The 22927-nt window shown below is 44.3% G+C and carries 21 protein-coding genes; 13 read left to right on the forward strand and 8 right to left on the reverse strand.

The window, feature by feature from the left end; translation table 11 throughout:
- Positions 1–104 precede the first annotated feature (104 nt).
- The 10 genes from catA to pcaD all read left to right on the forward strand — a co-directional run bounded on the left by catA (position 105) and on the right by pcaD (position 9736).
- On the forward strand, positions 105–1025 hold the full coding sequence (gene catA, locus FOC32_RS12280) for a catechol 1,2-dioxygenase (protein ID WP_175967683.1): 921 nt from the start codon (positions 105–107) through the stop codon (positions 1023–1025).
- Positions 1026–1100: 75 nt separating this feature from the next.
- A complete protein-coding gene (gene benA / locus FOC32_RS12285) occupies positions 1101–2489 on the forward strand; it encodes a benzoate 1,2-dioxygenase large subunit (protein ID WP_175967684.1) in 1389 nt (462 codons plus the stop codon).
- Complete coding sequence (gene benB / locus FOC32_RS12290; protein WP_004785632.1) at positions 2486–2977, forward strand: benzoate 1,2-dioxygenase small subunit; 492 nt, start codon at positions 2486–2488, stop codon at positions 2975–2977. Before benA ends, benB begins: the two co-directional genes overlap by 4 nt.
- 91 nt (positions 2978–3068) lie before the next feature.
- The gene (gene benC / locus FOC32_RS12295) at positions 3069–4085 is read left to right on the forward strand and encodes a benzoate 1,2-dioxygenase electron transfer component BenC (RefSeq protein ID WP_175967686.1); all 1017 of its coding nucleotides are present in this window, start codon (positions 3069–3071) and stop codon (positions 4083–4085) included.
- A gap of 16 nt (positions 4086–4101) precedes the next feature.
- Positions 4102–4887, forward strand: a complete 786-nt coding sequence (gene benD, locus FOC32_RS12300; protein WP_175967688.1) for a benzoate diol dehydrogenase BenD — start codon at positions 4102–4104, stop codon at positions 4885–4887.
- 44 nt (positions 4888–4931) lie between these two features.
- Positions 4932–6152, forward strand: a complete 1221-nt coding sequence (gene benE / locus FOC32_RS12305; protein WP_104426105.1) for a benzoate/H(+) symporter BenE — start codon at positions 4932–4934, stop codon at positions 6150–6152.
- Between the two features lie 24 nt (positions 6153–6176).
- Positions 6177–6848, forward strand: coding sequence for a 3-oxoacid CoA-transferase subunit A (locus FOC32_RS12310; protein WP_175967690.1), 672 nt, complete (start codon positions 6177–6179; stop codon positions 6846–6848).
- A 15-nt stretch (positions 6849–6863) separates the two neighbouring features.
- A complete protein-coding gene (locus tag FOC32_RS12315; protein ID WP_175967692.1) occupies positions 6864–7520 on the forward strand; it encodes a 3-oxoacid CoA-transferase subunit B in 657 nt (218 codons plus the stop codon).
- 133 nt (positions 7521–7653) lie between these two features.
- Positions 7654–8859, forward strand: a complete 1206-nt coding sequence (gene pcaF, locus FOC32_RS12320) for a 3-oxoadipyl-CoA thiolase (protein ID WP_175967694.1) — start codon at positions 7654–7656, stop codon at positions 8857–8859.
- A gap of 97 nt (positions 8860–8956) precedes the next feature.
- Positions 8957–9736: a 3-oxoadipate enol-lactonase gene (pcaD, locus tag FOC32_RS12325; protein WP_175967696.1), complete on the forward strand. Its 780-nt coding sequence runs from the start codon at positions 8957–8959 to the stop codon at positions 9734–9736.
- Between the two features lie 48 nt (positions 9737–9784).
- Here pcaD and FOC32_RS12330 read toward each other — a convergent pair.
- The 3 genes from FOC32_RS12330 to FOC32_RS12340 all read right to left on the reverse strand — a co-directional run bounded on the left by FOC32_RS12330 (position 9785) and on the right by FOC32_RS12340 (position 12688).
- A protein-coding gene (locus FOC32_RS12330) for an IS3 family transposase (protein WP_175967698.1) occupies positions 9785–11007 on the reverse strand; the annotation gives its coding sequence in 2 pieces (ribosomal slippage) (positions 9785–10671 and positions 10671–11007; 1224 coding nt in all).
- Positions 11008–11106: 99 nt separating this feature from the next.
- Positions 11107–11994 (reverse strand): DMT family transporter, encoded by an 888-nt coding sequence (locus FOC32_RS12335; RefSeq protein WP_175967699.1) that lies wholly within the window; start codon positions 11992–11994, stop codon positions 11107–11109.
- Between the two features lie 229 nt (positions 11995–12223).
- Positions 12224–12688, reverse strand: a complete 465-nt coding sequence (locus tag FOC32_RS12340; protein WP_175968213.1) for a GNAT family N-acetyltransferase — start codon at positions 12686–12688, stop codon at positions 12224–12226.
- A gap of 457 nt (positions 12689–13145) precedes the next feature.
- Here FOC32_RS12340 and FOC32_RS12345 point away from each other — a divergent pair, with 457 nt between their 5' ends.
- Complete coding sequence (locus FOC32_RS12345; protein WP_175967701.1) at positions 13146–14234, forward strand: zinc-binding metallopeptidase family protein; 1089 nt, start codon at positions 13146–13148, stop codon at positions 14232–14234.
- Positions 14235–14360: 126 nt separating this feature from the next.
- Here the strand turns inward: FOC32_RS12345 and FOC32_RS12350 are convergent, their stop codons facing one another.
- A complete protein-coding gene (locus FOC32_RS12350; RefSeq protein WP_175968215.1) occupies positions 14361–15536 on the reverse strand; it encodes a thiolase family protein in 1176 nt (391 codons plus the stop codon).
- A 78-nt stretch (positions 15537–15614) separates the two neighbouring features.
- Complete coding sequence (locus FOC32_RS12355) at positions 15615–17396, reverse strand: acyl-CoA dehydrogenase C-terminal domain-containing protein (RefSeq protein WP_175967703.1); 1782 nt, start codon at positions 17394–17396, stop codon at positions 15615–15617.
- A 520-nt stretch (positions 17397–17916) separates the two neighbouring features.
- Here FOC32_RS12355 and FOC32_RS12360 point away from each other — a divergent pair.
- Entirely contained in the window at positions 17917–18525 is a 609-nt protein-coding gene (locus FOC32_RS12360) for a TetR/AcrR family transcriptional regulator (protein ID WP_005235816.1), read from the forward strand.
- A gap of 53 nt (positions 18526–18578) precedes the next feature.
- Here the strand turns inward: FOC32_RS12360 and FOC32_RS12365 are convergent, their stop codons facing one another.
- Positions 18579–18794 carry a heavy-metal-associated domain-containing protein gene (locus FOC32_RS12365; protein ID WP_267464252.1) on the reverse strand — a complete coding sequence of 72 codons (216 nt, stop codon included), beginning with the start codon at positions 18792–18794 and terminating at the stop codon, positions 18579–18581.
- A gap of 39 nt (positions 18795–18833) precedes the next feature.
- Between FOC32_RS12365 and FOC32_RS12370 the strand changes: the two genes are divergently transcribed.
- Entirely contained in the window at positions 18834–19535 is a 702-nt protein-coding gene (locus FOC32_RS12370; RefSeq protein ID WP_001223318.1) for an IS1-like element ISPa14 family transposase, read from the forward strand.
- 91 nt (positions 19536–19626) lie between these two features.
- Here FOC32_RS12370 and cueR read toward each other — a convergent pair whose 3' ends face one another.
- A complete protein-coding gene (gene cueR, locus FOC32_RS12375) occupies positions 19627–20061 on the reverse strand; it encodes a Cu(I)-responsive transcriptional regulator (RefSeq protein ID WP_159122916.1) in 435 nt (144 codons plus the stop codon).
- Complete coding sequence (locus FOC32_RS12380) at positions 20061–22751, reverse strand: heavy metal translocating P-type ATPase (RefSeq protein WP_175967707.1); 2691 nt, start codon at positions 22749–22751, stop codon at positions 20061–20063. The genes cueR and FOC32_RS12380 overlap by 1 nt, the downstream gene beginning before the upstream one ends.
- Between the last annotated feature and the right edge of the window lie 176 nt (positions 22752–22927).

The following is a 22927-nucleotide window of genomic DNA, read 5'->3' on the forward strand; positions in this document are numbered from 1 at the left end:
TGAGGGTAATCCAAAAGGACTTGTGGCCAGCAAGATTTAGCCAGCCAAACGAATGCTAAAACATGCGCCACTAAAATATGAAAACATACTTTAGGAGCAATAGTATGAACCGCCAAGAAATTGATGCACTGGTTAAAAAAATGAATGTCGATACAGCGACAGGACCAGTCAATGAGCGTGTACAACAAGTTGTTGTACGTTTATTAGGTGATCTTTTCCAGGCTATTGAAGATCTTGATATTTCTCAGACTGAACTCTGGAAAGGCTTGGAATACTTTACTGATGCAGGTCAGGCCAATGAATTAGGTTTACTGGCTGCAGGTCTGGGTCTGGAACATTACTTAGACTTACGCGCGGATGAAGCAGATGCCAAAGCCGGCATTACTGGTGGTACACCACGTACTATCGAAGGCCCGCTGTATGTTGCAGGTGCACCTGAGTCAGTTGGTTTTGCGCGTATGGATGACGGTTCTGAAGAAGGCAAAATTCCAACCCTGATTATTGAAGGCACAGTGACCGATACTGACGGTAACATCATTGAAGGTGCAAAAGTTGAAGTCTGGCATGCCAATAGCCTGGGCAACTATTCTTTCTTTGACAAGTCGCAATCTGACTTTAACCTGCGCCGTTCTATCTTTACCGGTCAAGACGGTAAATATGTGGCGCTGACCACCATGCCGGTCGGTTATGGCTGCCCACCTGAAGGTACCACCCAGTTCGTACTGGACAAATTAGGTCGTCACGGTAACCGCCCATCTCATGTGCATTACTTCGTATCTGCACCCGGTTACCGCAAGTTAACCACACAGTTCAACATCGAAGGCGATCAGTACCTGTGGGATGACTTTGCATTCGCCACACGTGATGGTCTGGTCGCAACTGCTGATGATGTGACCGATGAAGCTGAAATCGCACGCCGCGGTTTAAATGGTCCATTCAAACATATCCAGTTCAATATTGAACTGGTGAAAGACCAAGCTGCAGCGCCAAGCACTGAAGTAGAACGTCGTCGCGCAAGCGCTTAATTCAAAATGGAATCGGGATGTCAGTCTGAGCAACATCCCGATGACTTCCCCTCCTTGGAAAGTCGGAGACTGGACATGCCTCGTATTCCTGTAATTAACACCAGCCATTTAGACCGTATTGATGAATTACTGGTCGATGATTTTGAATCTGGTGAATTTAAACTGCACCGTTCCGTATTTACTGATCAAGCCCTGTTTGATCTGGAAATGAAATACATTTTTGAAGGAAACTGGGTTTATCTGGCCCATGAGAGCCAAATTCCCAATAACAACGATTACTACACAACCCATATTGGCCGTCAGCCAATCATCATTGCACGTAACCGCAATGGCGAACTGAATGCCATGATCAATGCCTGCTCACACCGTGGTGCACAGCTCTGCCGCTACAAACGTGGCAATAAAGCAACTTATACCTGCCCATTCCATGGCTGGACATTCAATAACTCGGGCAAGCTGTTAAAAGTGAAAGATCCAGCTGATGCAGGCTATTCAGATTGCTTTAACCAAGACGGTTCTCATGACTTGAAAAAAGTTGCCCGTTTTGAAAGCTATAAAGGCTTCCTGTTTGGTAGCTTGAATCCGGATGTTCCTTCACTGAAAGAATACCTGGGCGAAGCGACTAAAATCATTGACATGATCGTGGGTCAGTCTGAACAAGGTCTGGAAGTTTTACGCGGTTCTTCAACTTATACCTATGAAGGTAACTGGAAGTTGACTGCTGAAAACGGTGCCGATGGTTATCACGTCTCTGCTGTGCACTGGAACTACGCTGCGACCACTCAGCAACGTAAGGAAAAAGAAGCTGGCGATAATATTCGTGCCATGAGCGCAGGTTCATGGGGCAAACAAGGCGGTGGTTCTTATGGCTTTGAACATGGTCACATGCTGCTTTGGACAGAATGGGCCAACCCGGAAGACCGTCCAAACTTTGCCAAGAAAAATGAATATACCGAGCGTTATGGCGAAGCCATGGCGAAATGGATGATCGAGCGTTCACGTAACCTGTGTATCTATCCAAACGTTTACTTCATGGATCAGTTCGGCTCACAAATTCGTGTCCTGCGTCCGATCTCTGTCGATAAGACTGAAGTGACCATTTACTGTATCGGTCCTGTCGGTGAAGAGCCTGAAGCACGCACCCGCCGTATCCGTCAGTATGAAGACTTCTTTAATGCTTCTGGTATGGCAACTCCGGACGATCTTGAAGAATTCCGTGCCTGTCAGGCTGGTTATGCCGGGATCGCACTGGAATGGAACGACATGTGTCGCGGGTCTAAACACTGGATTCAAGGGCCGGATGATGCAGCCAATGAAATTGGCCTGAAACCAAAACTGTCCGGCATTAAAACTGAAGATGAAGGCTTATATCTGGCACAACACCAGTACTGGCTAGAACTGATCAAAAAAGGCATTGCGACCGAAAAAGAAATTGCTGCAAGCACTGAAGGAGAAACCGCATGAGCGACATCACTTTAGAAAATATTGCACAGTTCCTGTATCAGGAAGCCCGCTTTTTAGATGATGAGCAATGGGATGACTGGTTACAGTGCTACGCCCCTACTGCTTCTTTCTGGATGCCAGCTTGGGATGATGATGACCGTCTGACCGAAGATCCACAGTCTGAAATCTCACTGATCTACTACCCTGACCGTCAGGGCCTGGAAGACCGTGTGTTCCGGATCAAGACGGAACGTTCATCAGCCACCATGCCGGATACCCGTACCAGCCACAACATCTGCAATATTGAAATTGTGGAACGTGATGGTGACAAGGTCACTGTGCGCTTTAACTGGAATACCCTGAGTTTCCGTTACAAAACCAGTTACAGCTACTTCGGTATGTCTCGTTATGTGATCGATTTTTCAGGCGAAAAACCACAGATTTTAAGCAAATACGTGGTGCTGAAAAACGATTACATCAACCAGGTTATCGACATTTATCACCTCTAAGACTGTTTCGACAGCAACGTCAAAAAGCCTTTCAGCCAGGGAAATATGGCTGAAAGGCTAAGTTTCAAAGATTTATATAGGATATTCAGCCATGTCAAACCACAATGTTGCACTCCAATTTGAAGATGGCGTTACACGTTTTATTAGTGTTACCCAAGGCGAAACCCTGTCCGATGCAGCTTACCGTCAAAAGATCAATATCCCTCTAGATTGCCGTGACGGTGCATGTGGAACGTGCCGCGCTTTTTGTGAATCAGGTGCGTATGACATGCCTGAAGAAATGTATATTGAAGATGCACTAACTCCAGAAGAAGCTGCAGAAGGATTTATTCTGGCTTGCCAATGTAAGCCGACTTCGGATGCCGTGTTCCAGATCCAGGCCTCATCTGATGTCTGCAAAACCGAGATTCACGCATTTCAAGGTACGTTGGCCCGTGTAGAAAATCTGTCTGATTCCACAATTACCTTTGATATTCAACTCGATGATGGTCAACCAGATATCCATTTTCTGGCCGGACAATATGTCAATGTCGGTATTCCTGGAAGCACCGAAACACGTTCTTATTCATTCAGCTCTAAACCGGGTAACCGTTTAACTGGTTTTGTAGTTCGTAATGTCCCTAATGGCAAAATGTCGAGTTTCCTCAGCGCTGATGCAAAAGCGGGTGACAAAATGATCTTTACCGGTCCATTCGGCAGCTTCTATCTGCGTAATGTGACCCGTCCAGTATTGATGCTGGCAGGTGGTACAGGCATCGCACCATTTATGTCGATGTTACAGGTACTGGAAGAAAAAGGGTCTGAACATCCAGTACGTCTGGTCTTTGGAGTGACCAATGACTTTGACCTGGTCGCAATTGAAAAGCTGAATGAACTACAGGACAAATTCCCATGGTTCGAATATCGCACGGTGGTCGCAAATCCAGAATCTACACATGAGCGTAAAGGTTATGTGAACGGTCATATCGAAAACGAATGGCTGAACGCTGGAGATGTCGATATCTACCTGTGTGGTCCGGTGCTGATGGTTGAAGCAGTTCGCGGTTGGCTGGATGCGGAAGGTGTCAAACCTGCCAGCTTCCTGTTTGAAAAATTCTCTGCCAACTGATTGAGGATATTTCGACATGACCGAACGTCAAAGATTTTTAAATAAAGTCGTGATCGTGACCGGTGCTGCCCAAGGCATCGGCCGCGGTGTAGCCATCCAGGCTGCTGCTGAAGGCGCACAAGTAGTATTGGCCGATATTTCGGACTATGTGCAGGAAACCCTGGCAGAAATCGAAGCGGCTGGCGGTGATGCCATTATTGTCAAGGCCAATCTGGAAACCTATGCCGGTGCCGAAGCTGTCATGGCCAAAGCACTAGAGACCTATGGACGTATTGATGTGCTGATCAACAATGTTGGCGGTGCGATCTGGATGAAACCTTTTGAAGAATTTTCTGAAGAAGAAATCATCAAGGAAGTGAACCGTTCATTGTTCCCAACCATGTGGTGTTGCCGTGCAGTGCTACCGCAAATGATCAAGCAGCAGCAAGGCACGATCGTGAATGTGTCATCGATTGCGACCTGCGGGATCCATCGTGCGCCGTATTCGGCTTCCAAAGGTGGCGTAAATGCGCTGACCGCTTCCCTGGCCTTTGCCTATGCCAAAGATGGTATCCGCGTGAATGCAGTGGCAACCGGTGGTACCGAAGCACCGCCACGCAAGATTCCACGCAATGCCAAACCGCTGAGTGAACAGGAAGAACAATGGATGCAGGATGTGGTCGACCAAACCAAGGATCGCAGCCATATGAAACGCTATGGCACGATCCAGGAACAGGTCAACGCCATTCTGTTCCTCGCTTCAGATGAAGCATCGTATATGACTGGAACCGTGGTTCCCGTTGGTGGCGGTGATCAGGGTTAAACCTGATTGCATACAGGTTCATTGACCGCAAGGAGGCAACCGCAATGACACACCTGTTTCAAACCCTGAAGGATGACTGGTCAATTTCAGCCACTGTGGCAGGATTTTTAGCAGTGCTGATTTCCTATTCCGGTCCCCTGATTATTTTTTTCCAGGCGGCCCAGCAGGCGCAGGTCTCGCCTGCCATGATGATTTCATGGATCTGGGGTATTTCCATCGCTGCTGCTATTTCCAGCATTTACCTGTCGGTGAAGTTTAAAGTCCCGGTAGTGATGGCCTGGTCAGCACCAGGAACAGCCCTACTGGTGACCCTGTTTCCTGAAATTTCCCTGAATGAAGCCATTGCCGCCTATATCACCACAGCTGTGGTGTTGTTCGTGATTGGTATTACAGGTTATTTCGACAAATTACTGGCCTTGATTCCACAATCGGTAGCTGCCGGGATGATGGCCGGGATTCTAGTGAATTTTGGACTTGGGCTTTTTACTGCTACCGAAAACATGCCCATCATCGTGACCAGCATGCTGATGGTGTTCCTGATCGCGAAACGCTTTAACCCACGCTATGCCATGCTCTGGGTACTGGGTGTAGGGCTGATCCTGAGTTTGATCTTTGGCAAATTCCAGCCCGTTACCATGAATTTCAGTATTGCTATTCCTCAATTCATCCAACCAGAATGGAGCTGGAATTCTACCCTAAACCTGGCACTCCCGCTGATTCTGGTTAGCCTTTCGGGCCAGTTCCTGCCAGGCATGAGTTTATTAAAGCTGTCTGGTTATAACGTTCCAGCCAAACCGATTATTACCACCGCCAGTATTACCTCACTGATTTTTGTCTGCTTTGGTGCCATCACAACCGTGCTTGGTTCGATTACTGCAGCCCTGTGTATGGGTGCAGATGCGCATGAAGCCAAAGACAAACGTTATATCGCTGGTATCTGTAATGGACTGTTTTACATCCTCGGTGGCCTGTTTGCTGGCAGCATTGTAATGCTGTTTAGCCTGTTTCCAAAAGAACTGGTCGCTGCACTGGCTGGTTTGGCATTACTCGGTGCAATTTCCAGCAACCTGACCGTGGCCATGCAAACCGAAAACCAGCGTGAATCTGCCCTGATTACCTTTCTAGCTACTGCTTCTGGCATGAGCCTGTTGGGCATGAGTTCTGTGGTCTGGGGCATCTGTATCGGCCTGCTGGCGCACTTTGTACTTACCTCAAAGAAATCTTCACCGAAAACAAATTTAGCTTCTGATTCAAAACGTGCCTGAGTGATAGGCAGTAAAGGAAAGATTATGATTGATAAAAGTTCTGCTTCTCTGGTTGAAGCACTTTCACAAATCAAAGACGGTTCCACCATCATGATTGGTGGTTTCGGTACCGCAGGTCAGCCTGCTGAACTGATTGATGGTCTGATTGAGCTGGGCGTGAAAGATCTGGTGATCGTTAACAATAATGCCGGCAATGGTGACTATGGTCTGGCAAAACTGCTAAAGACTGGCGCAGTACGTAAAATCATCTGCTCTTTCCCGCGCCAGTCAGACTCATGGGTCTTTGACGAGCTGTACCGTGCCGGAAAAATCGAGCTGGAACTGGTGCCGCAAGGAAACCTGGCCTGCCGGATTCAGGCTGCAGGTATGGGGCTAGGGCCAATCTACACGCCTACCGGTTTTGGTACCTTGCTGGCGGAAGGCAAGCCTACCCTGAATTATGAAGGCAAAGATTACGTTTTAGAAAATCCAATTAAAGCAGACTTTGCCCTGATCAAGGCGCATAAAGGCGATCGCTGGGGCAATCTGGTTTACCGTAAATCCGCACGTAACTTTGGTCCAATCATGGCGATGGCCGCAGACATTACCATTGCCCAAGTCGCTGAAGTGGTTGAACTCGGTGAGCTGGATCCGGAACACATTATTACCCCGGGCATCTTTGTCCAACACGTTGTCCAAGTACAAACGGCACAGTAATTCAGGAGCAAAATCATGAGCTATATCAAACTGACCCGCGACCAGATTGCTGAACGTGTTGCCCAGGACATTCCTGATGGTACCTATGTCAACCTTGGTATTGGCCTGCCGACCAAGATTGCTAGCTATCTGCCTGCAGACAAGGATGTTTTCCTGCATTCTGAAAATGGCTTGCTAGCTTTTGGCCCGCCACCTGCCAAAGGTGAAGAAGACCCTGAACTGATCAATGCCGGTAAAGAATTTGTGACCATGCTGACTGGCGGTGCTTTTTTCCATCATGGGGATTCTTTTGCGATGATGCGCGGCGGACACTTAGATATCGCAGTTTTGGGTGCTTTCCAAGTCGCTGAAAATGGTGATCTGGCCAACTGGCATACCGGTGCACCCGATGCAATTCCTGCAGTCGGTGGCGCGATGGATCTGGCCGTCGGCGCCAAGAAAGTCTTTATCACTACTGATCACGTCACTAAAAAAGGCGAACCTAAGATTGTGGCTGAACTGACTTATCCTGCGACTGGCCTGAAATGTGTGGACCGCATCTATACTGACCTGTGTGTAATTGATGTCACTCCTGAAGGCATGAAAATCATTGAAAAAGTCGAAGGTCTGTCATTTGAAGAATTGCAGGCATTAACTGGTGCCAAACTGATTGATGCGACTCAATCAAATTAAGGGGAAGTCCCTCCTTTATTAAAGGAGGGATTTAGGGAGGATTTGAGGATTAAAACTACTTCATTAAATCCCTCCCAACCTCCCTTTAAAAAGGGAGGAGTTTTCTTCTTTTAAATATGTGAGCAAATACACAATGAAAAACGCATATATTATCGATGCCATCCGTACCCCATTCGGCCGTTATGCCGGTGGCCTCGCGCCTGTCCGTGCAGATGATTTAGGTGCGCTGCCAATTAAAGCTTTGATGGAACGTAACCCATCGGTAAACTGGGAACAGGTCGATGACGTGATTTATGGCTGTGCCAATCAGGCCGGTGAAGACAATCGTAACGTCGGTCGTATGTCTTCACTACTTGCAGGTCTGCCTTATCAGGTGCCGGCAACGACCGTGAACCGTCTGTGTGGTTCATCGATGGATGCAGTCGCGATGGCAGCACGTGCGATTAAAGCCGGTGAAGCCCATCTGATTATTGCCGGTGGTGTAGAAAGCATGTCGCGTGCCCCATTCGTGATGGGCAAGTCAGAAACAGCGTATGGCCGTAGCCAGAAGATTGAAGACACCACCATGGGCTGGCGTTTTATCAATCCGAAACTGAAAGAAATGTACGGCGTAGAAACCATGCCGCAAACTGCTGAAAATCTGGCAGAACAGTTCAATATCAACCGTGAAGATCAGGACAAGTTTGCTCTGACCAGCCAGCAACGTACCGCAGCAGCGCAGGCCAATGGTTTCTTTGCCAAGGAAATCATTCCTGTGGTGATTCCGCAGCGTAAAGGCGATCCGATCGTTGTCGATACTGATGAACATCCGCGTGCCTCTACCACAGCAGAAGCTCTGGCGAAACTGAAACCTGTGGTGAAAGCAGAGGGGACTGTAACGGCGGGTAATGCTTCTGGTATTAACGATGGTGCGGCTGCCCTGCTGATTGCATCTGATGAAGCTGTTGCTCAGCATGGCTTAAAACCACGTGCCAAAATTATTGGCTCAACCGTTGTAGGTGTTGAACCACGAATCATGGGTTTTGGTCCAGCACCTGCCATCAAGAAATTACTGGTACAAACCGGTCTGACTTTAGAGCAGATGGATGTGATTGAGCTGAATGAAGCTTTTGCTGCTCAGGCACTGGCATGTACCCGTGACTTGGGTATCGAAGACGGTTCAGAGAAAGTCAATCCAAATGGTGGTGCGATTGCTTTGGGTCATCCACTCGGTGCTTCAGGCGCGCGTTTAGTGACGACTGCACTCAACCAGCTGGAACAAACCGGTGGTCAATATGCGCTGTGTTCAATGTGTATTGGTGTCGGTCAAGGTATTGCTTTGATTATTGAACGTGTTTAAAAAATCCCTCCTAACCTCCCTTTCTTGCACAAGGCTTAAGCAGTGCTTATGCCTTGTTCAGGGAGGAACTTTTAGAAGGAAATAAAAGGAATAACAAATGCCAACATTTACATCAAATGATGCCCAGATTAATTACCAGATTTTTGGGGATGCCAACAAACCTGCCTTGGTATTTTCCAACTCACTGGGCACCAAATACAGCATGTGGCAGCCACAGATTGCGCATTTCCAGCAAGATTATTACGTAATCTGCTATGACACCCGTGGTCATGGTGGTTCGGAAGCACCGCAAGGCCCGTATAGCCTGGAGCAGTTGGGTCAGGATATAGTGAATCTTCTGGATCATTTGAACATTGCAAAAGCAGCATTCTGTGGTATTTCTATGGGTGGCTTAACCGGTCAATGGTTAGCGATTCATAAGCCAGAACGTTTTAGCCAGGTGATTGTCTGCAATACTGCAGCCAAAATTGGCCAGGAACAGGCATGGCAAGACCGTGCTGCGCTTGTCCGTGAGCAAGGTCTTGCTCCGATTGCTGCAACTGCGGCATCACGCTGGTTTACCGATCCCTTTATCCAGAGCAACCCGGCAGTCGTTGCAGAACTTTCAAACGACCTCGGAGCTGGCAGCCCAGAAGGCTATGCAAACTGCTGTGAAGCTCTGGCTAAGGCGGATGTCCGCGAACAACTTAGTAGCATTCAAATCCCTGTGCTGATTATTGCGGGTCAGCAGGATCCGGTGACGACTGTTGCAGATGGACAGTTTATGCAGCAACGTATTGCGAATAGCCAGTTGTTTGAAATCAATGCTTCGCATATTTCCAATATTGAACAACCGGAAGCCTTTAATCAGGCAGTACAAACTTTTCTTGCTGCTTAATTCTGTCTTGTCCTGAAATAGATTGACAGTATTCCACTTCAAACCGAGTTAAGCAATTAGCTCGGTTTTAGTTTGCTCATACGTCTGATTCGGGGTGTTCATATTTAAACTTAAATGTGGTCTATAGCAATTATAAATCATGATAGATTCCGCAATTAAGTGATCTAACTCTTTCATGGTTTGACATCGTGTAATTAAAAACTCCTGCTTTAATATTCCATTAATCCGCTCTGCTAATGCATTCTGGTAACAGTCTCCTCCATCTGTCATAGAAGGACATACCCCATAATGGCGTAATGCCGATTGATATAGTTCAGAGCAATACTGAGAGCCTCTGTCTGAATGATGAATCATCCTTGTCGCTCGATCCGTCACATGCTGCATCGCCATATGTAGAGCCTGCACAACATTCTCCGCACGCATATCATTCGATAACTTATAACCTTTAATCTGACGGGTATAAGCATCTGTCACTAAGGATAAATAATGTACGCCTTCAGCACTCTCAACATAAGTAATATCACTAACAAAGACTTCGTTGGCTTGCACTGCTGAATAATCCTTTAATAAATTTGGATGCTTCTTCATCCAATGCTTGCTATCCGTAGTTTTTGTATAGCGACGCTTGGGGCGAATCAATAAATTATGCTCTTTCAATATTTTAAATAACTGATCCCGTCCACACTTTAAACCACGCTGCAACAATTTGCCTTTAATAAGCCAATACAGCTTACGTGTTCCGATACTTGGCATGAGACAACGATATTCCATAACCAACTCAAGTATTTGTTCAGTTGCTTGTGCAGCCATTTGAGCACGTTTTTCTGCTTGATAATAAGCTTGTCGGGTGATTCCCAACCACTGACAATAACGTGAAACGCTTAGTCTTCTTTGGCTTTGCCAATCTTTGAAACGTGCTCGGTATACTTTTTTCCAAGATCAGTCCCACATTCTTTATCAATGTGATAAATCACATCCTGAATAAATTCAGTTTTAAGCTTTTCTGCGGCTAACTGCTTTTCTAATTGGCGGATTCGTTGTTGGGGGGTTAATTGGCGTTTAGAAGAAGTCGGCATATTCGAAGTCCAGTCCTGTTGTCCGTGCTTGCGTAACCATACCAGCACAGTTGATCTTCCTTGAATACCATATTTTGCCTGAGCTTGTTTATAAGTAATTTGCCCTTTTTCTACTTCATGTACAACCATCATTTTAAAGGCGAAGCTATAATCACGTTGTGTGCGTTTAACTCGTTGTTCGTGTGCATGTTCCATAAAATAAGTCTCTTAAGGTGTAAACTTATTTCAGGACGGGACATTCATTCTTATAAAAAAGCCACGATAATTCGTGGCTTTCTTTTATTCGAGTATTTGTTAAGCCCAGATCACCAGCATCGCTGCAATCACCACCAGTACCAAGCCCCAATGCTCGGCACGCGCCAGTTTTTCTTTAAAGAAATAAGCTGAAATCAGCAGACTGAACAGGATTTCGATTTGTCCCAAGGTTTTCACGATTGGCACGCTCATCATACTCATGGCGGTAAACCAGCCGAGGGATGCTATAAAGCTGCAGAAGCTGACTTTAAAGGTTAGACCTAAACGTTGCCACATGGCAACTAAGGTTTTTCGACTAAACAGGCTCAGGTAAATCAGCATACTGATGCACTGGAAACCAATCACCGAAATTAGTACCCATGAAGCGCGATGTACGGTTGGCAACATTGGTAGTTCCAGACTGGCTTCACGTACCAAGAGTGAAGTAATAGCAAAGCTCAAACCGCTGCCGATTCCGATGGCTAAAGTCTTGGTGGATAAGCCGGTCAGCTGATTGCCTTTACTAAGCAAAAACACAGCATAACCACCGATCAGCACCCCGATCCATGCCAGTACAGAAAGATGATCTGATAGAAAAATCACTCCGATAATGGCTGCCAGAATCGCTTCACTTTTTGCCAGTCCAACGCCAATCGCATAATTTTTCTGTTTAAATAGCTGCACCATCAAGGCGGTTGCCAGAATCTGGCTGATACCCGCAATCAGGATATAGATCCAGTACTTCGGGGTAAAATGCACCACACATTCTACCGGTTTGAAGTGGTATAAAGCTGCAATGTAAAGCCCGGCCAGCGGCAAGCCAAACAGGAAACGTGCCAGTGTCACGCCCCAAATATCGACAGTAGTACTGAGCTGTTTTTGAAAGGCATTTCGCCAAGCCTGCATAAATGCAGCCATTAAAGTAAAGAAAATCCAGCTGATTGCCATACCCTGATCATTAGTACCGTAAAAGTGAATTAATTCTATGCCTTAGTACAATCTATGACTAATTAAAAAAGAGATAATGGCTAATAGCTAAAAGTTTAATTTTCTAATTTAGAAATAATTAAAATTTATCAGTCTGATAGGGATAAAATTGATTTCTTAGATTTGAACTATGCTGAAAAAATAAGAAAATAACTCCAGATTCTTGATTAAATTATAATAAAAGACTTTCCTATTCTAAGGGAGCTATATTTGATTCAACAGGATAAACTTTTTCCATTGGAATAAAGCGAATGCCATGTTTGTGAGTAAGTTCACCTGTTTCTACAAAACCAAATTTTTTATAAATATTGAAGCCATATAAACTGGATTTGACTGTGATCCTTTGATGCCCTTGATTACAGATTTGTTCTTCTAAAAAATTCCACATTTGTCGTCCATATCCCTGCCCCTGATAAGCTGGATCCAGAAAAAAGTGCATGAAGTGTGCAGGTTCCATATAGGCCACCACGCCCACAATTTTTTGATTAATTTCTCCAACAAAATAATGAATATCAGCTCGATCAAAAATGGTCTGAAGAATTTTAGGTTGAAAACGCTTGCGTCCCTCTTCACTAGAAATCAAGACATCAACAAATGGGGCAATGACGTTCGCAATTGCTAGTGTGTCCTGAACAGTGGCTTTTCTTATCTTCATCATATTTTAATACCCCAAAAGCAGAACTAAAAAATTAAAAATAATTTATTTTTCAGCATTATGTATGTTTTAAAATTGAGCAAAATATATACCAATTAGGTCTTTTGAAAAACGCGATTCAATCGATTTTTTTCAATAATTTTTGATCTCTAATTTTTTTATAGTTTGCATTATTCAGTTTTTTAAATTAGTGCTCTGTTTTTTTATTTAAGAAAAAAATACATAAATCAGTTCATCAGTTTTTACAGTTCACTCAGCTTTTCTTCTATAAACAGTCACTAAACTATAATTTAATGAATAATCGATCACACGCATTTTACAATTAATCAACATAGTGTTTTTTAAGAAATTTTTATGATGAATTTTTAAACAGGATAAAATTCCGCAATGCAATCTGAATATAAATTATAGAGTTTCAGTAATTCATTGTAATTCATTCATTTTGCAGGGAGTATCGATGAAGTATTTTGAATGTCCAGTTTGCGAACAGCAGATCTTTTTCGCCAAATTCGTATGTGATCACTGCCTTTCTCCTATCGGCTATATCGCATCCGAAAAAGAAATGACGACATTTAAAAAGCTGAATGCTCAGGAGTGGGTTCCCGTTGCCGAAAAGTATCAACATTCCCGTTATAAACCTTGTTATAACTATACCCATCATCAGGTATGTAACTGGATGATCCCTGTAGATGACGAGGAAGATTTTTGTGAATCCTGTCAGCTGACGCATGTGATTCCGAATCTGGAGAATTCTGAGAACATGATTTACTGGTATCGGCTCGAGGAAGCCAAACGCCGTTTTCTGTATCTGACCCAACGTATGAACATTATGCCTCGTCCAAAACATTCGGATGATGATCCGTTGGGTTTGCGTTTTGATTTTCTTCTTCCTGAAAAAGACAAGCCAGTACTTACCGGCCATGCCAATGGTGTGATTACCTTAAATGCCTTCGAGGCCGATGTGGTTTATCGTGAAACCACCCGGGTCAATATGGGTGAAAATTACAGGACATTATTAGGGCATTTTCGTCATGAAAGTGGGCATTTTTATTTTAATGTCATCCAGCACCTACACCCGGAATTACTCGATGAACTTCGCCATTATTTTGGGGATGAGCGGCAAAATTATAGTGAAGCACTCGAGAGGCACTATAATCAGGGTGCACCTATTAACTGGCATGAAAAATATATTAGTCCCTATGCCACCGCACACCCGTGGGAAGACTGGGCTGAAACCTGGTCGCACTATCTGCATATCATGGAAACACTGGAAACAGCATTTTATGCTGGTCTACGCGTGGAAGGTAATGGCCGAAACCTGGCCAGTATGGACTTTAAAGAATGCCCGATTGGTGGACAGGATTTTGAACATATCCTGGAAAACTGGGTCACCCTGACTTTTAACTTGAATGCTTTAAACCGCAGTATGGGTCTGGAAGATGCTTACCCGTTTAAGCTGACTGAAGCTGTGAAAGATAAACTGCGTTTCATTCATCGGCATATATTGGATAAAGTCTTTAATAACCCACGTCTGATTCAGAACTAAAATATTTATCTAACACAATAAATAAAGCCCGTGATTTACGGGCTTTATTTTGGGCTTAATACTATTTCAATAAATTAAGCGATACTCTTAGCTTACCAAAAGCATCGCTATCTCATCTAAATGAACTTAAACCAGTTCTACCGCAATCGCTGTTGCTTCACCGCCACCAATACATAGCGCTGCAATACCTTTTTTGCCGCCAGTACGTTTCAAGGCATGAATCAGGGTCACAATGATACGAGAACCTGAAGAGCCCAGTGGATGACCTAGAGCACAAGCACCGCCATTAATATTCACTTTGGCAGGATCCAGTTCAAAGGCATCAATCGCTGCCATGGTCACCATCGCGAAAGCTTCATTAATTTCCCATAGATCCACATCAGCTGCATTCCAGCCAGTTTTCTTCAGTACTTTTTCAATTGCGCCCACCGGTGCAATCGTGAATTCTGATGGATGTTGTGAATGGCTGGCATAAGCCAGAATATTCGCTAGAGGTTTCAGGTTACGCTGTGCTGCAATCTCGCTCGATGTTACAACCAGTGCGGAAGCACCATCGGAAATTGAACTGGCATTAGCCGCAGTAATCGTACCGTCTTTTTTAAATGCCGGACGTAAAGATGGGATTTTGTCTGCTTTGGCATTCAGTGGCTGTTCATCCTGCTCAACCACCACATCGCCTTTACGCGTGCTGACTGTAACTGGCACGATTTCATCTTTGAAGAAGCCCTGCTGAACAGCAGTCACGGCTTTATTTAAAGAGCCAATCGCATAATCATCCTGTTGTTCACGAGTATAGCCTTTCTTGTCCGCCATTTCTTGTGCCAGGATGCCCATAGATAGACCAGTTTCAGCATCTTCCAGGCCTTCCTGGAACATATGGTCAATGACTTTTCCATGCCCCATACGGAATCCGGCCCGTGCCTTGTCCATTAAATAGGGTGCGTTTGACATCGATTCCATACCACCTGCAACCACAATCTCTGCTGAACCGGCCTTGATTGCGTCTGCTGCTTGCATCACCGCCTTCATGCCTGAACCACAAATTTTATTAATCGTGGTCGCCCCGGTGGAATCCAGTAGACCCGCCTGACGCATGGCCTGACGTGCCGGACCCTGTTTTAAACCGGCAGGAAGAACGCAACCCATGATCACTTCATCAATATCATTGGCTGCCAGACCTGCACGCGCTACCGCTTCCTTGATCACTACAGCACCCAAATCTGGTGCCGTACAGCTTGAAAGTGAGCCTTGAAAACCACCCATCGCGGTACGTACAGCTTCTACAATTACAATCATTCTAATTTCATCCTTTAACATCATTGTTATCAACACTGCAAAGTGATAGCTCTACAGTGTTTGTCCTTCGCAATATTTGCGGGTTTAGGCTTGTGCAGTGAAATATTCTTCTGGCAATTGCATCACCAGCTCTGCACCTGCCTGAATGCGTTGAATTCTCGCACTCAAATCCGGGAGTACTTTAGCAATATAGTAATTTGCCAGTACCAGTTTATTCTGGAAATAGCTCTCTTCTTTGGTAGCCGCCGCTTTGCTGATACGTGCATACATATAGACGAAGCTCAGCAGACCTACAGCGTGCAGATAATCAACAGCAATGGAGTTGGCGAAATCAGGATTCTGCTGAGACTGCTCAACAATAAAATTGGTAATATCTTCCAGTTGCTGACAGGTATCTAAGGTTGCCTTTTTAATCATTAAGGCATCATCCAGACCTTGGGCAAAATCGCGAATTTCCGCGATATATTCTGCAATATAAGCACCTTTACATTTTGTGGTTTTACGGCCAATCAGATCAATCGCCTGCACGCCATTGGTCCCTTCATAGATCTGTGAAATGCGCAGGTCACGGATACATTGTTCCATGCCCCATTCACGAATATAACCATGACCACCGAAGCACATTTGTGCTTCAAGTGCAGCATCCAGTGCTTTATCGGTGAGGTAAGCTTTGGCTATAGGCGTTAATAAAGCTACACGATCGGTTGCTTTACGCACTGCCTCTGGATCAGTGGAGTATTTGGTAATATCCAGCTGCTGGCCGACATAAACTGCGAAAGCACGTGAAGCTTCATTATTGGCACGTACATTCAGCAGCATACGGCGTACATCACCATGAACCAGAATTGAATCGGCTGGTTTTTCTGGTGATTTTGCACCAGTCGATGCACGGCCCTGTAAACGGTCGGTCGCATATTGGGCTGCATTCTGATAAGCAAATTCTGCCGCGCCAATGCCTTGAATCCCCATCGACAAACGTTCGTAGTTCATCATCACGAACATGCCCGCCAGACCTTCATTTTCATTACCCACCATATAGCCTTTGGCACCATCAAAGTTCATGACACAGGTTGCTGAGCCTTTAATTCCCATTTTATGTTCGATTGAACCGGCAGATACTGCATTACGCTCACCTAGTGAACCATCGGCATTGACCAGAAATTTCGGCACAATAAACAGGGAAATACCACGTGAACCTGCTGGTGCATTCGGAGTTTTTGCCAGCACCAGATGAATGATATTTTCACTCAGATCATGCTCACCGCTGGTAATGAAGATTTTGGTCCCGGTAATGTTGTATGAACCATCTTCGTTTGGTTCAGCCTTGGTCTTGATAATGCCCAGATCTGTCCCTGAATGCGGTTCAGTCAGACACATCGTACCTGACCATTCACCCGTATAGAATTTTGGCAAATAGGTTTCTTTCTGTTCCTGCGAAGCACGGTCATTGATCGCCATGCCAGCACCGACAGTTAACAGCGGGTAAAGCATGAAAGAGGGATTGGTACTCCAGATCATTTCGTCTGCAAGTACAGTCAGCATTTTTGGCATGCCCTGACCGCCCCATTCTTCAGGCGCGCCCAGCCCTACCCAGCCGCCTTCAGCAAACTGCTTAAAAGCTTCCTTAAAGCCTGCAGGTGTTTTGACTTCACCATTACTAAACTGAGCACCACCTTCTTCATCTGCAGGGCGGTTCAGATCAAGAATCACATTCTTGGAAAACTTGGCCATCTCCTCCAGAATTGCATTTGCAGTTGCCATATCTAAATGTGCAAGATTTTCATTATCTTGCCAAAATTGTTCGGCCTGAAACACATCATTTAAAATAAATTCCATGTCTTTTAGTGGCGCATTATAAATAGGCATTTTTACATTCCTTCACTGGTGATACTCAATCCTGTTACTGAGTATTTTTTCATTATGGATTCGAGAAAATATTTTGAGGCTTTTTGCTCAAATCCATGCATGTCATTCATAAATCAGCGATATAAAATTTGAAATCAAAAATTTTATACCTTTGGTATTTACTGAATCCTTAAAACTTAAATCCATTAATAAATGAAAAATTTAAGCTGTTAAAATGACTCTGGCTTCACTGCGCTAAACCTTGTCTAGTCTAGGTTTAAAACGAAAATATAATTCAGCTTTATGCCTTAAAACCATAAATCAAATATATTGAAAATGGAATTTTATTTAACAAAGTTGATCTCAAGGGTTCAATTTTCTTGACAATATTTTTAATGCAGCTGTATATGACTTTTTTCTACAAGAAATGTTGAATAAATATACAAATTTAGATAAATATCACGACCTTAGTTTTATAGCTATACCTGCGAAAATAGCATATTCTTAGTAGGTTCCTTTTCGAAAATGATGAGTCAAGAAGATGACGACTGTAAGACAGCAGAACTTCCTTCTTCGTAAAGAGAAGATCCTGAGCATGGCAGAAAGTCTACTGCTTGATAATAATCAGGACATCACCTTGAGTGAACTTGCTGAAGAACTGGACATCGCCAAAGGAACCATCTACAAGCATTTTAAAAGCAAAAACCAGTTATATTTAGAACTCATCATTCTGAATGAAAAAAGAATTCTGGCAATTTCCGATAAATATAATAATGATATTAAAAATTATGTTTCGCAATATATGCTTTATCACATGCTCAATTCAAACCGGACTATTTTGCTGCATGTCATTGAAGAGCGTTTAACCAATAATGAAAAAAACCTGAAAGAGTTATTTCAGGAACTCTATCGTATTCGTGAAGAACGGATTATCCGCATTAAAGATATGACCCATGATTATCTGGTATCTTTAGACAGTGCCATGTCAATCCGGGATTATTTATCTTATATCTGGACAGTCACTTATGGCGCTTCATTATTATTAAATTCGACCAGTTATCAAAAAGCGATTGGTTCACGTGAACGCCTGATTAAGCTATATATTAATCAGGCATTGATGACGCCAGATAAAATATCGGCAGTTTCATAAAAAATGCCTAATCATGATTAGGCATTTTAAAATTATTTTTTAAATGGCAAATATCAAGCCATAGTTTCAGGCGGAAAGCCATCTTCAGTTAATGCCGCGATAATCTCAGATTCGCTTGCACTCGATTCAACTTCCACCATTTTGCTGACTACATCAACATTGACTTTAGCATTTTCATCCAGCTCCTGAATGGTTGCAGTCACACTACGTGCACAACCACCACAAGTCATATTTTCAATACGGAATTTCGGTGGTGTTTCAAAAAGTATGCTGAAACAAAGCAGGTTGAATTTTGATAAAATAGAGAAATGCGAATAACTCTAGAAATCAAATGTCCAACCTGCCTCAGTGACAGTATAAAGAAAAATGGCATCAAAGTAGATGGGAAACAAAACTATCAGTGCAAAGACTGTAAACGTCAGTTTATTGGTGACCATGCTCTGAGCTATCTAGGATGTAATTCAGGCATTACTCGAAAAATATTACAGTTGATGGTCAGAGGTAGTGGTATACGAGATATCGCTGAAGTTGAGCGAATCAGTATCGGTAAAGTTTTACGTACTTTAACCGAATCGACCTACCAAATTCAGCCTAAACAAAGTCATTATGAGTCTCTTGAAGTTGATGAGTTTTGGACTTTCGTGGGAAATAAAAATAATAAACAATGGCTTATTTACGCCTACCATCGAGAAACAGGTGAGATTGTTGCTTATGTTTGGGGTAAAAGAGACTTAGCTACAGTTCAACGATTGAAGACAAAGCTTAAACAATTAGGTATTCACTACACCCGAATTGCAAGTGATCATTGGGACAGTTTCATCACTGCTTTTAAAAACTGCAAGCAAAGTATTGGTAAATTTTTTACTGTAGGTATTGAAGGTAATAATTGCAAAATAAGGCATCGAATTAGGCGCGGTTTTAGAAGGAGTTGTAATTTTTCAAAAAAGATTGAAAACCATTTTAAAGCTTTCGACTTAACCTTTTTTTACATCAATAATGGCTTCATTTAATGTCAGCATACTTTTTGAAACACCACCGGAATTTCATCTTGATCTCCCTTTGATCAGTTTAAATTTGGGTTAAGCGAATTTTAATTCAAGGCTATTGATCTGCTTTGATAGCCGTATGTGCAGTTTTCCCATGTGACACACCCTGCTCAATCTGTTTCAGAATCTGACAGTCAGATTGCTCATCTCCAGCACACTGTGCAACCGATTGCTGCAAAATTTTCATCATGTTTTGCATGTCCGCAATTTTCTGTTGCAGTAACTCGATATGCTTTTGCGCCAACTGTTTGACATCACTGCTGTGTCTGGCATCGTTCAGCCACAGGCCGAGCAATTCTTTCATCTGTTCAGAAGAAAAACCCAGTTCACGCGCATGCTGAATAAAACTTAAAGTCTTGATGTCATCGTCACTATAGATACGATAACCCGAATCGCTACGTTTAGGATTGGGTAATAAACCGATATCTTCATAATAACGGATCATTTTGGCCGAGATCCCGGAGCGTTTCGCGGCCTGTCCAATATTCATTACACTGCCTCCTTCAACTGGATCGGCTGATAAGTCTTTAAACGAAGCGCATTGCTGACCACAAAAACTGAGGATAATGCCATCGCGCCTGCTGCAAACATCGGTGATAACAAAATACCGAAGAATGGATACAACAGACCGGCAGCAATCGGAATCAAGGCAATATTATAGACAAAGGCCCAGAACAGGTTCTGTTTAATATTGCGCATGGTCGCCTGACTCAGGCCAATACCGGTTGCCACATGCTGTAAATTTCCAGACATCAGCACCACGTCTGCTGCTTCGATTGCGACATCCGTACCAGTTCCTATTGCCATTCCAACATCGGCCTGAGCCAAAGCAGGTGCATCATTAATCCCGTCACCGACAAAAGTGACGATGCCATGTTGCTGTTGGAGTTGGCGTACCGCATCGACTTTTTCATTAGGCAGAACTTCAGCAATGACATGATCAATCTTCAACTGTCTGGCAATGGCCTGTGCAGTATGCTGGTTATCACCGGTGATCATGGCAATCTTTAAGCCTTGATCATGTAAGGCTTGAATCGCACTATAGGTTGTGGCTTTAATCGGATCAGCCACAGCAATAATGGCAGCCAACTGCTGATCTATCGCGACATATAAAGGCGTGCGTCCCTGCTCGCCTAACTGTTGTGCTTTCTCTTTAAAAATATCGACACTTAAGCCCAATTGCTGCATCAGGCGTTCTGCGCCAATATGAATTTGCTGACCTGAAACTTGAGCTTTCACGCCTGCACCAGTGATTGAATCAAAATCACTGACTTCAGGTAGTGGCAACTGTTGTGCTTTCGCAGCTTCCACAATCGCATGAGCAATGGGATGTTCGGATTTGGCTTCCACTGCTGCGACCATTTGCAATACTATTTGCTGCTCAAAACCAGATGTCACTGCAAAATCGGTTAGGGCTGGTTTCCCTTCAGTTAAGGTTCCGGTTTTATCCACCGCCACAACTCTGGTTTGCTGCAAGAGTTGCAATGCTTCGCCTTTACGGAACAAGACACCCAGCTCTGCTGCCCGGCCGGTGCCGACCATAATAGATGTTGGCGTAGCCAGGCCCATTGCACAAGGACAGGCAATAATCAGTACTGCAACAGCATTGACCAGTGCATAAGTCAGATTCGGTTCAGGACCCAACAGGAACCAGACAATAAAAGTCAAAGTCGCGAGCAGCATCACAGCCGGTACAAACCATAAGGTCACTTTATCGACTGCCGCCTGAATGGGAAGCTTTGCGCCTTGTGCCTGTTCCACCATATGAATAATCTGAGCTAGAACTGAATCTTGTCCGACTGCTGTCGCCTTGATCTGCAAGGTGCCATTCTGATTTACCGTTCCGCCAATCACCCGATCTCCAGCCTGTTTAGCCACCGCTAAAGGTTCACCGCTGATCATGGCTTCATCGATATAACTTTGACCAGAAACGACTTCACCATCAACTGCGACTTTCTCACCCGGACGAATCTCGATCAGCATGCCCTGCTGTACATCAGCAATTTTCAGATCAACCCAGGTTCCATTTTGCTGTACTCGAGCAGTTTTTGGCTGCAAGCCAACCAGATATTGAATCGCTTCAGAGGTTTTACCTTTGGCTCTGGCTTCCAGATAACGCCCCAGTAAGATCAAAGCAACAATCACCGCTGCTGCTTCGAAATACACATGCACAGTGCTTTGCGGCAATAATTGCGGAAAGAAGGTGGAAATACAGGAAAATCCATAAGCGGCTATTGTTCCCACGGCAACCAGAGAATTCATATCGGGGGCCAGTCGGAATAATGCCGGAATCCCATGCTGATAAAACCGCCGTCCTGGAATCAGCAGAACCAGAGTGGTCAGCACAAACTGGATATACCAGCTGTTTTGGGTACCTAGCGTATGTGCAATCCAGTGATGAAAAGCCGGAATCAGATGTGAACCCATTTCCAGAATAAACACCGGAACAGCCAGAATTAGTGCTAACCATAAGTCACGTTTTAGCTGTTCAGTTTCAGCGGTTTTCTTTTCCTGAAATGCCGTCTGGGCATCGGTAGCCTGTGTATCTAATTTTACATGGGCGTTATACCCAGCTTTTTTGACAGCAGCAATTAAAGCTGGAAGCTGACTACGTGGCGCCTTGACCCAAGCGGTTTCAGTAGCGAGATTGACGTGTGCTTCACTTACCTGATCGACTTTTAATAAAGCCTTTTCTACACGTGCCACACAGGAGGCACAGGTCATTCCTTCAATAGCCAGTTCAATTCGGTCGGTTTGAATATCAAAGCCAGCTTTTTGTACAGCCTTAACAAGTTGAGAAACAGCGAGAGGACGAATTGCAGTGACGTGAGCTTTTTCGGTTGCCAGATTAACCTGCGCATCCAGTACCTGATCGACTTTTTTCAAGGCTTTTTCAACACGAGCTACACAAGAGGCACAGGTCATGCCTTCAATATTTAAATCAAACTGCTGGATCACGGCTTCAAAACCGATTTTATTGATAGCATTGACGAGTTGCGTTGCAGGAATAGGTTGTTCACTTTTTAAAAAAGCCTGTTCAGTGGAGAGATTGACGTTCGCTTCCACCACACCTTCAATTTTCTTTAAGGCTTTTTCCACACGTGCGACACAAGAGGCACAGGTCATTCCTGAAATCTGTACCTGCTGTTCGTACAACTGTGTGGTTGCTGGTTTATTCATTCTGCGCTCTCCATTCACCCATTCACTGCCTATGCTATAGCTTAAACATTACCATAATGGGAAGGTCAAGCTTCTGGTTTAAATTCTTGATCTTTCATTATATGAAGGCATAAAGTCCAATAAAAAAGCCCAAAGATGACTTCAGGCTTTTTCGAGATTTAGTGAAACTAATTTGT

The organism is Acinetobacter sp. FDAARGOS_724 (assembly GCF_013364475.1).
GTDB classification, from domain to species: domain Bacteria; phylum Pseudomonadota; class Gammaproteobacteria; order Pseudomonadales; family Moraxellaceae; genus Acinetobacter; species Acinetobacter variabilis.

What these genes read in the sequence shown, in the direction of transcription:
- catA (WP_175967683.1), top strand. Translation starts at nt 105, where the DNA reads ATGAACCGCCAAGAAATTGATGCACTGGTTAAAAAAATGAATGTCGAT.
- benA (WP_175967684.1), top strand. Translation starts at nt 1,101, where the DNA reads ATGCCTCGTATTCCTGTAATTAACACCAGCCATTTAGACCGTATTGAT.
- benB (WP_004785632.1), top strand. Translation starts at nt 2,486, where the DNA reads ATGAGCGACATCACTTTAGAAAATATTGCACAGTTCCTGTATCAGGAA.
- benC (WP_175967686.1), top strand. Translation starts at nt 3,069, where the DNA reads ATGTCAAACCACAATGTTGCACTCCAATTTGAAGATGGCGTTACACGT.
- benD (WP_175967688.1), top strand. Translation starts at nt 4,102, where the DNA reads ATGACCGAACGTCAAAGATTTTTAAATAAAGTCGTGATCGTGACCGGT.
- benE (WP_104426105.1), top strand. Translation starts at nt 4,932, where the DNA reads ATGACACACCTGTTTCAAACCCTGAAGGATGACTGGTCAATTTCAGCC.
- FOC32_RS12310 (WP_175967690.1), top strand. Translation starts at nt 6,177, where the DNA reads ATGATTGATAAAAGTTCTGCTTCTCTGGTTGAAGCACTTTCACAAATC.
- FOC32_RS12315 (WP_175967692.1), top strand. Translation starts at nt 6,864, where the DNA reads ATGAGCTATATCAAACTGACCCGCGACCAGATTGCTGAACGTGTTGCC.
- pcaF (WP_175967694.1), top strand. Translation starts at nt 7,654, where the DNA reads ATGAAAAACGCATATATTATCGATGCCATCCGTACCCCATTCGGCCGT.
- pcaD (WP_175967696.1), top strand. Translation starts at nt 8,957, where the DNA reads ATGCCAACATTTACATCAAATGATGCCCAGATTAATTACCAGATTTTT.
- FOC32_RS12335 (WP_175967699.1), bottom strand. Translation starts at nt 11,994, where the DNA reads ATGGCAATCAGCTGGATTTTCTTTACTTTAATGGCTGCATTTATGCAG.
- FOC32_RS12340 (WP_175968213.1), bottom strand. Translation starts at nt 12,688, where the DNA reads ATGAAGATAAGAAAAGCCACTGTTCAGGACACACTAGCAATTGCGAAC.
- FOC32_RS12345 (WP_175967701.1), top strand. Translation starts at nt 13,146, where the DNA reads ATGAAGTATTTTGAATGTCCAGTTTGCGAACAGCAGATCTTTTTCGCC.
- FOC32_RS12355 (WP_175967703.1), bottom strand. Translation starts at nt 17,396, where the DNA reads ATGCCTATTTATAATGCGCCACTAAAAGACATGGAATTTATTTTAAAT.
- FOC32_RS12360 (WP_005235816.1), top strand. Translation starts at nt 17,917, where the DNA reads ATGACGACTGTAAGACAGCAGAACTTCCTTCTTCGTAAAGAGAAGATC.
- FOC32_RS12370 (WP_001223318.1), top strand. Translation starts at nt 18,834, where the DNA reads ATGCGAATAACTCTAGAAATCAAATGTCCAACCTGCCTCAGTGACAGT.
- cueR (WP_159122916.1), bottom strand. Translation starts at nt 20,061, where the DNA reads ATGAATATTGGACAGGCCGCGAAACGCTCCGGGATCTCGGCCAAAATG.
- FOC32_RS12380 (WP_175967707.1), bottom strand. Translation starts at nt 22,751, where the DNA reads ATGAATAAACCAGCAACCACACAGTTGTACGAACAGCAGGTACAGATT.